Raw genomic sequence first — 13,223 nt, 5'->3', positions numbered from 1 at the left:
ACATTCCATAAAACGTGGACACTTGTCTCATTGGAAATATTGAGCCGTCAAGACCTTTCGATATTTGCAACAACGCGAAATCTCCCGCGACTTGTCAAATCCCTCACCGCGTTTAGTTTCGTTTACTTTGAGGTGTCGCAATATCGGATGACGCCCGCAGACCTTGTAGGCAAACTCCGAATCTCGCGTTTGGGCACTTTGATGCCTTGTTGCGCTTTTCTTCGACGGGGTAGTCTCCGGACGTCGCTGACCATTCAGCGATCGGGATTGGAAACCCGACGAGCGAATAGCAACAACGTGCCCAACATGACCGCAGACCTTCACGGCTGCAATCTTGTGTCATGGTGGCTGTGCGTGGGACGTCTTCGGACGTGCCGGTTTCCTAGGCTCCCGGTTTTCCAACCTGCGCACAGCTGCCACCCATTCGCTTGGAAACGAACGTGGCAGCTCCTCAAGCTTAGGGAATAGACATGACTAAAATTGATGTTTCCGCGATTTCAGAATTAAAGACTATCGGCTTCACCCCTCTCATCTACTGCCAGGATGAGGCGTTGTTCAACGTCCGCGCTGGCGTCCCCATCGTTGCTGCATTGTCACAAGCCTCAGACCTGCTGTTTCTCGCCAAATCATTCAGCGAAGACGCCGCGTACGCAAAAGACACCGACCGGCATGCCTGGGCCGCGCACTATCTGACGGCAATGGGTAAGGCAGTCATTGATGATGTGCTGAAGGTCCTGACCCCGCGGCCAGCCCGGACAAAAACCGAATCCGAAGAAGAGCGTCCCGTAAGCTAGTAACACCGCAATTCCCTTGTGGGAGCGGGCTTGCCCGCGATGACGGCGGCAGATCCAGCATTGATTTGACAGACATACCGCTATCGCGGGCAAGCCCGCTCCCACAGGGATTTTCATTGGGTCGGGATCAAATGCCAGACACAAAAAACCCCCGCCACCTTCACGGCAACGGGGGCTTTTAGTTGGGCTTACATTTCTACCTGAGTACCCAGTTCAATCACCCGGTTCAGCGGCAGATTAAAGAACCGCAAATTGCCATTGGCATTCTTCAACATGAACGCAAACAACCCCTCTCGCCAACGGGCCATGCCTTCCAGCTTGGAGGCAATCACCGTCTCGCGGCTGAGGAAGTAGGTGGTGCGCATCGGGCTGAAGTCCAGGTCATCGAGGTGACACAGTTTCAGCGCTTGCGGCACATCCGGTTCGTCGACGAAGCCAAAGTGCAGGATCACCCGGAAGAACCCTTCTCCGTAGGAATCGACTTCGAAGCGTCGGGTCGGCGGTACGCGCGGGATGTCTTCGTAGACCACGGTCAGCAGCACCACTTGCTCGTGCAGCACCTGGTTATGCAGCAGGTTGTGCAACAGCGCGTGTGGCACGGCGTCCGGGCGAGCGGTCAGGAACACGGCGGTGCCTTGCACGCGATGTGGCGGTTGCACGGCGATACTGCTGATGAAAATCGGCAGAGGTAGCCCGCCTTCGTCCATACGCTCCACCAGCAATTGCTTGCCGCGTTTCCAGGTGGTCATCAGCACAAACAGCGCGATACCGGCGATCACCGGGAAGGCCCCGCCCTGAATGATTTTCGGCACGTTGGCGGCGAAGTAAACGCCGTCCACCAGCACAAAGCCGAGCAGCACAGGCACCGCGAGGACCGGAGGCCATTTCCACAACAGCAGTATCACCGCCGACACCAGAATGCTGGTCATCAACATCGTCCCGGTCACCGCCACGCCGTAGGCCGAGGCCAGGGCACCGGAAGATTCGAAACCCAGCACCAGCAGCACCACACCGACCATCAGCGCCCAGTTCACCGCGCCGATGTAGATCTGGCCTTGTTCGGCGCTGGAGGTGTGGCGGATGTGCATGCGCGGAATGTAGCCGAGCTGGATCGCCTGACGGGTCAGGGAGAACGCGCCGGAAATCACCGCTTGCGAGGCAATCACCGTGGCCAGAGTCGACAAGCCCACCAACGGGATCAACGCCCAACTCGGTGCCAACAGATAGAACGGGTTACGCGCGGCTTCCGGGTCACCGAGCAGCAGTGCGCCCTGACCGAAATAGTTCAGCACCAGCGCCGGCAGCACGAGGATGAACCAGGCACGGGCAATCGGCTTGCGACCGAAGTGGCCCATGTCGGCGTAAAGGGCTTCGGCACCCGTCAGTGCCAGCACGACCGCGCCGAGGATCGCCACGCCCATGCCCGGATGCACGATGAAGAAGCGCACACCCCAGATCGGGTTCATCGCTTGCAACACTTCCGGGTGTTGCAGGATGCCGTAGACGCCCAGCGCCCCCAGCACCACAAACCAGGTGACCATGATCGGCCCGAACAGAATGCCGATTCGCGCCGTACCGTGGCTCTGGATCAGGAACAGCGCCACCAGCACGACCAACGACAGCGGAACGACCCAATGGTCAATGCCATCGAACGCCAAGCCGAGACCTTCAATGGCCGAGAGGACGGAAATCGCCGGGGTGATCATGCTGTCGCCGTAGAACAGCGCCGCACCGATCAACCCGCAGACCACCAGCAAGGTGCGCAACTTCGGGTGCCCCGCCGCCGCCCGTCGGGCCAGTGCGGTCAAGGCCATGATCCCGCCTTCGCCCTGGTTGTCGGCACGCAGGACAAACATCATGTACTTGATCGAAACGACCCAGATCAGCGACCAGAAGATCAGCGCCAGAATCCCCAACACGCCGTCATGGTTGACCGGCACGCCATAGCCACCGGAAAACACTTCTTTGAGGGTGTACAGCGGGCTTGTGCCGATATCGCCGTAAACCACTCCGACCGCCGCGACCAGCATGCCGATCGGCTTCGCCGCCGAATGCTCGGCGCCCGCCACCTGACTACTTGCCTGACCCATCCACCACTCCTGATTCCCAGACCCGGCTTCTTTGAAAGAAGCACTATGCTTTGTCGTGCAGCATGCGCTGTTTTACTTCACGTTACAGACGTTTTGTTGACTGTAAAAATTCGGTAAAGCCTAACGGCGCGAAGCATAGCGCAGCACTCGTCGTATTTCCCTGCATAAAGCTGGTCAAGTGAGCGACTCATCGCTAGAATTGCGCACTTTTTGACCAGAGGCGTACCAAGCGCCCGTCTGTCGCCTTGCCGTCTTCGGCTGGAGGCGTCCCAAATACCGAGGTTAGACATGTCCACCACTCCTGCGCCGGCCAATCCAAAGGTTGGCTTCGTATCCCTGGGTTGCCCCAAAGCACTGGTCGACTCCGAGCGCATCCTTACCCAGCTGCGCATGGAAGGCTATGACGTTGTGTCCACCTATCAGGACGCTGACGTCGTGGTGGTCAACACCTGCGGTTTCATCGACTCGGCCAAGGCAGAATCGCTGGAAGTGATCGGCGAAGCCATCAAGGAAAACGGCAAGGTCATCGTGACCGGCTGCATGGGCGTCGAAGAAGGCAACATTCGTAACGTGCACCCGAGCGTGCTGGCCGTGACCGGTCCGCAGCAGTACGAGCAAGTGGTCAACGCCGTGCACGACGTCGTGCCGCCGCGCCAGGACCACAACCCGTTGATCGACCTGGTGCCGCCACAAGGGATCAAACTGACCCCGCGCCACTACGCCTACCTGAAGATTTCCGAAGGCTGCAACCACAGCTGCAGCTTCTGCATCATCCCCTCGATGCGCGGCAAACTGGTCAGCCGTCCGGTCGGTGACGTGCTCGACGAAGCCCAGCGCCTGGTCAAGGCCGGCGTCAAAGAGCTGTTGGTGATCTCGCAAGACACCAGTGCCTACGGCGTCGACGTCAAGTACCGCACCGGTTTCTGGAACGGCGCGCCGGTGAAAACCCGCATGACCGAACTCTGCGAAGCCCTGAGCACGCTGGGCGTCTGGGTTCGCCTGCACTACGTTTACCCGTACCCGCACGTCGACGAGCTGATTCCATTGATGGCCGCCGGCAAAATCCTGCCGTACCTGGACATCCCGTTCCAGCACGCCAGCCCGAAAGTGTTGAAGTCGATGAAACGCCCGGCGTTCGAAGACAAGACCCTGGCGCGCATCAAGAACTGGCGCGAGATCTGCCCGGACCTGATCATCCGTTCGACCTTCATCGTCGGCTTCCCTGGCGAAACCGAAGAAGACTTCCAGTACCTGTTGAACTGGCTGACCGAAGCTCAGCTCGACCGCGTCGGCTGCTTCCAGTACTCGCCGGTTGAAGGTGCGCCCGCCAATGACCTGGACCTGGACATCGTTCCGGACGACGTCAAGCAGGACCGTTGGGACCGCTTCATGGCGCACCAACAAGCGATCAGCTCGGCGCGCCTGCAAATGCGCATCGGCCGCGAAATCGAAGTGCTGGTCGACGAAGTCGACGAGCAAGGCGCGGTTGGCCGCTGCTTCTTCGATGCCCCGGAAATCGACGGCAACGTGTTCATCGACAACGGCAGCAACCTCAAGCCAGGCGATAAAGTCTGGTGCAAAGTGACCGACGCCGACGAATACGACCTGTGGGCTGAACAGATCTAAACGCAAAAAATACGAAAAGCCCTGCTCTCTTGACGAGATGCGGGGCTTTTTTACGTCTATCGTTTTGTGGGAGAAAGGACTCGCACCCTCCACGCACATAAGGCATCCGGCCATGCGCCATCATTCGGTCATCCTCACACCGAAACAGAGTGACTACAAAGAACTCACCCGGGTCTGGGAGGCCTCGGTACGCGCCACCCATGACTTTCTGCCAGACAGTTACATCCTGTTGTTGAAAGATCTGGTGCTGACCCGCTACCTCGATGCGGTGATGCTGATTTGTACCAAAGACTCACGCCAGCGCATCACCGGGTTCGCCGGCGTTGCGGCCGGCAAGATCGAAATGCTCTTTATCGATCCGGCGCATCGCGGCCAGGGCCTGGGCAAACAGTTGCTACGCTATGCCATGGAACACCTGAATGCCGATGAACTGGACGTCAACGAACAGAACCCGCAAGCGCTGGGGTTTTACCTCAAACAAGGCTTCGAGGTGATCGGTCGCTCCGAGTTTGACGGCATGAAGCAGCCTTATCCGCTGTTGCATATGCGCCTGCGCCAGGCGCAACAATTGACGCGTAATGGCTGACACAACTTAGATCAAATGTGGGAGCTGGCTTGCCTGCGATGCAGGCGACGCGGCAGGTCAGTTAGACCCGGCTGATGCCATCGCAGGCAAGCCAGCTCCCACAAAAAGCACCAGCACTGAAATGGAGCCGGGATTAACCGGCGCCAGGCAGGTACAATGCCCACCCCTTTTTTGTTACGGCCCTGTCATGACTGACCCGATTCGTCTCTCCAAACGCCTCATCGAACTCGTCGGCTGTTCCCGTCGGGAGGCTGAGCTGTTCATCGAGGGCGGCTGGGTGACCGTGGACGGTGAAGTCATCGACGAGCCGCAGTTCAAGGTCGACACGCAAAAAGTCGAACTCGATCCTGAGGCCAAGGCCACTGCGCCAGAGCCGGTGACTATCCTGTTGAACGTGCCCGTGGGCATGGACGCGGACACCGCCATGGCCACCCTGAGCGCCGAGACCCTGAGCGAAGAGCACCGCTTCAGCAAACGTGCGCTCAAGGGCCACTTCCTGCGCCTGACCGCCAGCACCGACTTGCAGGCCAACGCCAGCGGGCTGCTGGTGTTCACCCAGGACTGGAAGATCCTGCGCAAACTCACCGCCGATGCCAGCAAGATCGAGCAAGAGTATGTGGTCGAGGTTGAAGGCGACATGGTGGCTCACGGCCTCAACCGCCTGAACCACGGTCTGACTTACAAAGGCAAGGAGCTGCCGCCGGTCAAAGCCAGCTGGCAGAACGAAAATCGCCTGCGCTTTGCCATGAAGAACCCGCAACCGGGCGTGATCGCCCTGTTCTGCCAGGCCGTAGGCTTGAAGGTCGTTGCCATCCGCCGCATCCGCATAGGTGGCGTGTCCATCGGCAAGGTGCCGTTGGGGCAATGGCGCTACCTGTCCGGCAAAGAGAAGTTCTAAAACCTCTCCCGCCGCCACACATTTCGGTGCCGCTGTTTGATGCGGCGCCCACTGCTGAATATCAGGATTGCACACCATGATTCACAACGACGTATTGCGCAGCGTTCGCTACATGCTGGACATCAGCGACAAGAAAGTCATCGAGATCATCAAACTCGGCGGCATGGACGTGTCCATGGAAGACCTGTTGACTTACCTCGACAAAAAAGAGGAAGACGAGGAAGGCTTCGTGCGTTGCCCGGATGAAGTCATGGCGCACTTCCTTGATGGCCTGGTGATCTTCAAGCGCGGCAAGGACGAAAGCCGTCCACCGCAGCCAATCGAAGTGCCGGTGACCAACAACATCATCCTCAAGAAACTGCGCGTGGCGTTCGAACTGAAAGAAGACGACATGCACGCGATCCTGAAGGCCGCCGAGTTTCCGGTGTCCAAGCCGGAGTTGAGCGCGTTGTTCCGCAAGTTCGGCCACACCAACTACCGCACCTGTGGCGACCAGTTGCTGCGCAACTTCCTCAAGGGCCTGACCCTGCGCGTTCGCCCGCAGTAAGCGCCCATCCCTGTAGGAGCACAGCTCGCTGGCGATGGCGATCTTCAAAACGCCATCGCCAGCAAGCTGTGCTCCTACAGAGGCCGTTGCAGGCCACGCTGTATAGATCCTCATTCCCGGCAAAAATAGTGGCTCCGCTTAACGCGGCTGACGACTAGGGTGTAGTCACCCTTAAGCGCTCAGGATTTGCCATGCACCCGTACTTTTCCCTTCAAGGTCGCACCGCCCTTGTAACCGGCGGCACCCGTGGTATCGGTAAAATGATCGCCAAGGCTTACGTCGAGGCTGGGGCGAAGGTGTATGTCTGCGCCCGGGACGCCGAAGCCTGCCAGCAAACGGCGGATGAATTGAGTGTGCTCGGTCGTTGCCACGCGATTGCGGCCAACCTGGCCACCGAAGAAGGCGTGCTTCAGTTGGCCACGCGACTGGGTGAACAGATCACCCATCTGGACATCCTGGTGAACAACGCTGGGACGACTTGGGGCGCACCACTGGAAAGCTACCCGGTCAAAGGCTGGGAAAAGGTCATGCAACTCAACGTGACGTCGGTGTTCAACTGCATTCAGCAGTTTTTGCCACTGTTACGCAAGGCAGGCTCCGCCGCCAATCCGGCGCGGATTATTAACATCGGCTCGGTGGCCGGGATTTCTTCCTTTGGTGAACAAGCTTATGCCTACGGCCCGAGTAAAGCGGCCCTGCACCAACTGTCGCGGATTCTCGCGAGGGAACTGGTGAGCCAGCACATCAACGTCAACGTGATTGCGCCGGGGCGTTTCCCGAGCAAGATGACGCAGCATATTGGCAGCGATGAACAGGCGCTGGCACAGGATACCGCGATGATTCCGATGAAGCGTTGGGGCCGGGAGGAAGAAATGGCGGCGCTGGCGATCAGCCTGGCGAGTACGGCGGGGGCGTATATGACCGGGAATATTATTCCTTTGGATGGTGGGTTCAGTCTTTAGATCGGCGGCGCGGCTTTCGCGGGCAAGCCACGCTCCCACAGGTTTTATGCCGTACACAAAATGTGTATACACCCGAGAACCCTGTGGGAGCGTGGCTTGCCCGCGATTGCGGACTGACAGGCACCAACGATCCCGTGGCCGCTCGGGTTATCATGCCCACCCTCACCCCGCCTCGACCCAGATCATGACCTACAGCGTTTCCCCCATCGGCTTCGTGCGCTCCTGCTTCAAGGAGAAGTTCGCTATCCCGCGCCAACCGCAACTGGCCCCAGCCGCTCGCGGTATTCTGGAGCTTGTCGCGCCGTTTGATCAGGGGGATGCGGTACAGGGCCTGGAACAGGTCAGTCACGTTTGGCTGCTGTTTGTGTTCCATCAGGCGCTGGAAGAAAAGCCACGCCTGAAAGTCCGCCCGCCGCGTCTGGGCGGTAACAAATCCATGGGTGTGTTCGCCACCCGCGCCACGCATCGGCCCAATGGCATTGGTCAATCCGTGGTGAAGCTGGACAAGGTCGAAGCCAATCGCCTGTGGATATCCGGTATCGATCTATTGGACGGCACGCCGATTCTCGACATCAAACCCTACGTGCCTTACGCCGACATCATCGACACCGCCTCCAACAGCATCGCCAGCGCCGCGCCGCAATTGATCCCCGTGCAGTGGACGGATGCCGCGCTGCAACAGGCTCATGGCCATGCTCAGCGCCTTGAAGAGCCCTTGGTAGCGTTGATCGAGCAATGTTTGGCACAAGACCCACGCCCGGCGTACCAAATTCCTACACCCGAGCGGGAATATGGCGCGCAGTTCTGGGACCTGGATGTGCGCTGGCATTACCCCGAAGCAGGGGTTATCCGCGTTCTCGAAGTCATCCCTGTACCTGACTTGTAGGAGCAAAGCTTGCTCGCGATGGCGAACTCAAGGACGCCATCGCCGGCAAGCCGTGCTCCTACAGGGATTGCGTCGGGCATAAAAAAGCCCCACTGCCTGCAAGGGCAATGGGGCTTTTTAGTGATGCGTTTGCTTACTTCTCGACGAACGCTCGCTCGATCAGGTAGTCACCCGGCTCGCGCATCCGCGGCGAAACTTTCAGGCCGAAGCTGTTCAACACTTCGCTGGTCTCGTCGAGCATGCTCGGGCTGCCGCACAGCATGGCGCGGTCGTCCTGCGGGTTGATCGGTGGCAGGCCGATGTCGCTGAACAGCTTGCCGCTGCGCATCAGGTCGGTCAGGCGGCCTTCGTTCTCGAACGGCTCGCGGGTCACGGTCGGGTAGTAGATCAACTTGTCACGCAGCGCCTCACCGAAGAACTCGTTCTGCGGCAGGTGCTCGGTGATGAACTCGCGATAAGCGACTTCGTTGACGTAACGCACGCCGTGGCACAGGATCACTTTTTCGAAACGCTCGTAGGTTTCCGGGTCCTGGATGACGCTCATGAAGGGCGCCAGACCGGTACCGGTGCTGAGCAGGTACAAATGTTTGCCAGGCTTCAAGTCATCCAGCACCAGTGTGCCGGTAGGCTTCTTGCTGATGATGATCTCGTCGCCTTCCTTCAGATGCTGCAACTGGGAAGTCAGCGGGCCATCAGGCACCTTGATGCTGAAGAACTCGAGATGCTCTTCCCAGTTCGGGCTGGCAATCGAGTAAGCGCGCATAAGCGGGCGGCCGTTGGGCTGTTGCAGGCCGATCATCACGAACTGACCGTTCTCGAAGCGCAGGCCCGGATCGCGGGTGCACTTGAAGCTGAACAGAGTGTCGTTCCAGTGATGAACACTGAGGACACGCTCGTGGTTCATGTTGCTCATGTACGTGGGACTCCTGGAGATTTTGCCTGCGCCAGTGATATGCGCAATTGCATCGCATTCTAAAGGCAGAGACAATATCTGTTAAATGGATTATTAAGATAAGGGTTATCGGTTATATCGATATGCGATTTACTCTCCGTCAACTTCAAGTTTTCGTCGCCGTCGCCCAGCAGGAAAGCGTATCCCGTGCTGCGGGCTTGCTCAACCTCTCACAATCGGCGGCGAGCACCTCGATCACCGAACTGGAGCGCCAGTCCAGCTGCCAGTTGTTTGACCGCGCTGGCAAACGCTTGAGCCTCAACGCCCTCGGCAAACAGTTGCTGCCACAGGCCGTGGCATTGCTCGATCAATCCAAGGAAATTGAAGACCTGCTCAACGGCAAGTCCGGGTTCGGCTCCCTGGCGGTCGGCGCGACCCTGACCATCGGCAATTACCTGGCCACCCTGCTGATCGGCAGCTTCATGCAGCGCCACCCGGAAAGCCAGGTGAAGCTGCACGTGCAAAACACTGCCAATATCGTGCAACAAGTTGCCCACTATGAAATTGATCTGGGTCTAATCGAAGGCGATTGCAGTCATCCCGACATCGAAGTGCAGAGTTGGGTCGAGGATGAACTGGTGGTGTTTTGCGCGCCTCAGCATCCACTGGCCAAACGCGGCACCGCGACCATGGAAGAACTGACCCACGAGGCCTGGATTCTGCGAGAACAAGGCTCTGGCACACGGCTGACCTTTGACCAGGCCATGCGTCACCATCGCAGTGCGCTGAATATCCGGCTCGAACTGGAACACACCGAAGCGATCAAGCGCGCCGTGGAGTCGGGATTGGGGATCGGTTGCATTTCGCGCCTGGCACTGCGCGATGCGTTCCGTCGTGGCAGCCTGGTGCCCGTGGAGACACCGGACCTGGACCTGGCGCGGCAGTTTTATTTCATCTGGCACAAACAGAAATATCAGACGTCGGCGATGCGCGAATTCCTCGAGCTGTGCCGCGCGTTCACCGAGGGGGTTCAGCGCAGCGACGAGATCGTTCTGCCAAACATCGCTTAAAGCAGGATGACTGCCCAGACCAGCGCGATCATGCTCAACGCCACGAATTGAGCTGCGCTGCCCATGTCCTTGGCGTTTTTGGACAGCGGGTGCAGTTCGAGGGAAATGCGATCGATGGCTGCTTCCACCGCCGAGTTCAGCAGTTCGACGATCAGCGCCAACAGGCAGACGGCGATCAGCAGCGCCTGTTCGACGCGGCTGACGTTCAAGAAGAACGAAATCGGTATCAGGATAACGTTGAGCAACACCAGTTGCCGAAAGGCCGCTTCACCGGTGAAGGCAGCGCGCAGGCCATCCAGCGAGTAACCGGAGGCATTGAGGATGCGTTTGAGGCCGGTTTGGCCTTTGAAAGGTGACATAGAATGGGCAACTGACCAGGTAGGAATGGGAACGCTAGATCAAGCAAAGTCAAAAAAGCGTGAACATGTAATAGTTTAGTGGCTGGAAATTGACTCAAGTTGTTGCAAGAGCAACGCCGCCTGAGTGCGGGTCCGCACATTCAGCTTGCGGAAAATCGCCGTGACATGGGCTTTGATCGTCGCCTCGGAGACGCTTAGCTCGTACGCAATCTGTTTATTCAGCAAGCCTTCGCAAACCATGGTCAACACCCGGAATTGCTGGGGCGTCAGGCTCGCAAGGCCTTCGCTGGCCGCTTTGGCCTCATCGGAAACACTGACCGCTTCAAAGGCTTGAGGTGGCCAGAATACGTCGCCGTCCAGCACCGCACGGACAGCCTTCTGGATGACACTCAGGTCGCTGGATTTTGGAATGAACCCACTGGCGCCGAACTCACGGGACTTGACCATGATTGACGCTTCTTCCTGCGCGGAAACCATCACCACCGGAATTTGCGGGTACTGACCGCGCAACAGCACGAGCCCGGAAAAACCGTAGGCGCCGGGCATGTTCAGGTCCAGCAGCACCAGATCCCAGTCGGACTTTTCATCCAGGCGGGCTTCCAGCTCGGCAATGCTCGCCACTTCCACCAGCCGAACATCCGGGCCCAGGCCCAGCGTCACGGCCTGATGCAGCGCACTGCGAAACAGTGGGTGATCATCGGCAATCAGGATTTCGTATGTGGCCATTTTTCAAATGATCCTGTTTTTCAAACAACTCAAGGCACAGCCACGAAGCTGCACTAACAGGGCACGTTCAACGCCAATCACGTAGCTATTAACTAACGCAAGAATTCGGCGTATCAAACCTGGCCGCGCCCTAATCGGCGCCAAGCATGCCCAGCGAAGCCGGGGTGGTCAAGGTGCTTGGCCGGTACAGTTCTTTGCAGTATGGGTGACAATCAGCAGATGACCGGGGCCGTGTTTTGCACGAACGGCATCAGGTCGGCGTGAGCCGGCGTTGCCACATTCATGTCCAACTGATGCTTTGCGTCCAGGTAATGCTGGCTGAACACGTCGAAATAAGCGTCCAGCGCCGATGCAGCGTCAGTGTCACCGGCCAGATCCAGACACAGTGCCGCCACTTCGGCTGTGCACAAATGCTCGCTGCGGGTCGACCTGCGCAACCGATACCGTGACAGTCTCTCGGGCAGCAGGCTCAAGATCGGAAGCCGGTCAAAATAGGGGCTTTTGCGGAAAATCTTCCGGGCCTCTGTCCAGGTGGCATCCAGCAAAATGAACAGCGGACGTTTCGAGCTATCCGTGTCGACGCTGTTGGTGACACGCTCGGGCTCGACGTACTCACCCGGAAACACCAGATACGGCTGCCATTGCGGGTCGGCCAGCAACGCCAACAGTTGTTCATCGACCTCCGTGCGCGACCAGATAAACGCATGGTTGTCGCGCACTACATCGGCAATCAGCCAACCCGTGTTGCTCGGTTTGAACACTTCCTTGTTGGTCATGATCAGGCACACACCAGAACGCGCCTCGACCTGCGGGCGCCAGGCGCACAGGCAGTGGCTCTCGATCACGCGGCAGGCACGGCAACGCGCTGCCCGCCAGCCTCGGGCCTGAATCGGCTTGATACCCTCTTCCTCTCGCATATCGCGCAAGCGGGCCACGGCGTTGGCAGCAAAGTGAGGAATTGCAGGGTTCATCGCAGGCAACGCCGGCAAGGGAAGTAAATCGACACGAAAAACACTCGGCAGGGCAAAAAGTGGCGTCAGTTTACCAGAGCAGTCGGTGCAAGCCTGTACCGTCTGTTGCCCGTCCCCTATAATTCGCCGCCACTGAACGCACAGTCATGTGGCGGGTCGAAGCACCAGTCACTGAACCAGGAGAGTTTCATGCTGCGCCTTATCGTTCCCACCGTTGCCATTTTGCTGGCGTCGTCCTTCAGTGCTCAGGCGGCGTCCTTGAAAGAGCAGAACCTCAACAAAGAGCTGCAAAATGTCGCGGCACAAAGCAGCGTCGGCACGCCACGGGCGATCAACGAGGACATTCTCGATCAGGGCTACACTGTCGAAGGCAATGTACTGATCAACCACCTGAGTGTGCAGAGCAGCCACGCCGAAAAGATGCGGTCTGACCCGAAAGCGGTTTACTTCCAGCTTGGCGCGTCCGTCTGCAGAAACCCGGGGTTCCGCAAGCTGATGGCAAAGGGCGCGATCATGCGTTATGACTTTGCCGAGGTGAAGTCCAATCGCCCGATCGGCTCCGCAAGCTTCCAGGAATCGGATTGCCCGAAAGCCACACCGGTGAAGAAAAAGTAATCAACGAGCATTTGCGCGCCGCTGTTCATCCTCGGCGCGCAGTTCAGCCAATAATGCCTGCAAGTAACGTGAGCGCCGTTCGGCTCCCCTCTAAACGCCGACAGCACTCCTCTTCGAGACTCACATGATGGGTCTCGGCCGATGATTTCAGTAATCGATACAGTTGCGCATCGATTTCCAGAATGACTCTGGCCATAACAT

14 protein-coding genes and 1 pseudogene are annotated in these 13,223 nt (G+C 58.5%); 9 read left to right on the top strand and 6 right to left on the bottom strand.

Annotated elements, in window-relative coordinates; genetic code table 11:
- The first annotated feature begins 470 nt into the window (after window positions 1-470).
- A complete protein-coding gene (locus AB4N76_RS20100) occupies window positions 471-794 on the top strand; it encodes a DUF3077 domain-containing protein (protein ID WP_046029277.1) in 324 nt (107 codons plus the stop codon).
- Window positions 795-982: 188 nt separating this feature from the next.
- Here the strand turns inward: AB4N76_RS20100 and AB4N76_RS20095 are convergent, their stop codons facing one another.
- Window positions 983-2,884: a potassium transporter Kup gene (locus AB4N76_RS20095; RefSeq protein ID WP_077430782.1), complete on the bottom strand. Its 1,902-nt coding sequence runs from the start codon at window positions 2,882-2,884 to the stop codon at window positions 983-985.
- A 288-nt stretch (window positions 2,885-3,172) separates the two neighbouring features.
- Here AB4N76_RS20095 and rimO point away from each other — a divergent pair, with 288 nt between their 5' ends.
- From rimO to tsaA, 6 genes are all read left to right on the top strand, one after another.
- Entirely contained in the window at window positions 3,173-4,510 is a 1,338-nt protein-coding gene (gene rimO / locus AB4N76_RS20090; RefSeq protein ID WP_046029273.1) for a 30S ribosomal protein S12 methylthiotransferase RimO, read from the top strand.
- A 112-nt stretch (window positions 4,511-4,622) separates the two neighbouring features.
- Window positions 4,623-5,096, top strand: coding sequence for a GNAT family N-acetyltransferase (locus tag AB4N76_RS20085; protein WP_046029271.1), 474 nt, complete (start codon window positions 4,623-4,625; stop codon window positions 5,094-5,096).
- Window positions 5,097-5,283: 187 nt separating this feature from the next.
- Window positions 5,284-5,994, top strand: coding sequence for an rRNA pseudouridine synthase (locus tag AB4N76_RS20080; protein ID WP_077430783.1), 711 nt, complete (start codon window positions 5,284-5,286; stop codon window positions 5,992-5,994).
- Window positions 5,995-6,070: 76 nt separating this feature from the next.
- Window positions 6,071-6,541 (top strand): YehS family protein, encoded by a 471-nt coding sequence (locus AB4N76_RS20075; protein WP_008010137.1) that lies wholly within the window; start codon window positions 6,071-6,073, stop codon window positions 6,539-6,541.
- Window positions 6,542-6,732: 191 nt separating this feature from the next.
- Complete coding sequence (locus tag AB4N76_RS20070) at window positions 6,733-7,503, top strand: SDR family oxidoreductase (RefSeq protein WP_077430784.1); 771 nt, start codon at window positions 6,733-6,735, stop codon at window positions 7,501-7,503.
- A gap of 184 nt (window positions 7,504-7,687) precedes the next feature.
- Entirely contained in the window at window positions 7,688-8,389 is a 702-nt protein-coding gene (tsaA, locus tag AB4N76_RS20065) for a tRNA (N6-threonylcarbamoyladenosine(37)-N6)-methyltransferase TrmO (RefSeq protein ID WP_046029264.1), read from the top strand.
- A gap of 133 nt (window positions 8,390-8,522) precedes the next feature.
- Here the strand turns inward: tsaA and fpr are convergent, their stop codons facing one another.
- Window positions 8,523-9,302 carry a ferredoxin-NADP reductase gene (gene fpr, locus AB4N76_RS20060; RefSeq protein ID WP_003443014.1) on the bottom strand — a complete coding sequence of 260 codons (780 nt, stop codon included), beginning with the start codon at window positions 9,300-9,302 and terminating at the stop codon, window positions 8,523-8,525.
- Window positions 9,303-9,424: 122 nt separating this feature from the next.
- On the opposite strand from fpr, the gene AB4N76_RS20055 reads away from it, so the two are divergent.
- Window positions 9,425-10,351 (top strand): LysR family transcriptional regulator, encoded by a 927-nt coding sequence (locus AB4N76_RS20055; RefSeq protein WP_046029261.1) that lies wholly within the window; start codon window positions 9,425-9,427, stop codon window positions 10,349-10,351.
- On the opposite strand, the gene AB4N76_RS20050 is transcribed toward AB4N76_RS20055, so the two are convergent.
- From AB4N76_RS20050 to AB4N76_RS20040, 3 genes are all read right to left on the bottom strand, one after another.
- Window positions 10,348-10,710 carry a diacylglycerol kinase gene (locus AB4N76_RS20050; RefSeq protein WP_046029258.1) on the bottom strand — a complete coding sequence of 121 codons (363 nt, stop codon included), beginning with the start codon at window positions 10,708-10,710 and terminating at the stop codon, window positions 10,348-10,350. The two genes, AB4N76_RS20055 and AB4N76_RS20050, sit on opposite strands and share 4 nt — an antisense overlap.
- 75 nt (window positions 10,711-10,785) lie before the next feature.
- Window positions 10,786-11,436: a response regulator transcription factor ErdR gene (gene erdR / locus AB4N76_RS20045; RefSeq protein ID WP_046029256.1), complete on the bottom strand. Its 651-nt coding sequence runs from the start codon at window positions 11,434-11,436 to the stop codon at window positions 10,786-10,788.
- Between the two features lie 212 nt (window positions 11,437-11,648).
- The gene (locus AB4N76_RS20040; protein ID WP_046029255.1) at window positions 11,649-12,407 is read right to left on the bottom strand and encodes a tRNA-uridine aminocarboxypropyltransferase; all 759 of its coding nucleotides are present in this window, start codon (window positions 12,405-12,407) and stop codon (window positions 11,649-11,651) included.
- 189 nt (window positions 12,408-12,596) lie between these two features.
- Between AB4N76_RS20040 and AB4N76_RS20035 the strand changes: the two genes are divergently transcribed.
- Window positions 12,597-13,022, top strand: a complete 426-nt coding sequence (locus tag AB4N76_RS20035; protein ID WP_077430786.1) for a PA3611 family quorum-sensing-regulated virulence factor — start codon at window positions 12,597-12,599, stop codon at window positions 13,020-13,022.
- On the opposite strand, the pseudogene AB4N76_RS20030 reads toward AB4N76_RS20035, so the two are convergent.
- A pseudogene (locus AB4N76_RS20030) lies at window positions 13,023-13,218 on the bottom strand (hypothetical protein).
- Window positions 13,219-13,223 lie beyond the last annotated feature (5 nt).

It is taken from the genome of Pseudomonas sp. S2_F03 (assembly GCF_054668335.1).
The sequence above is the reverse complement of the archived record's forward strand: the minus strand, read 5'-3'. Positions and strand labels throughout refer to the sequence as shown.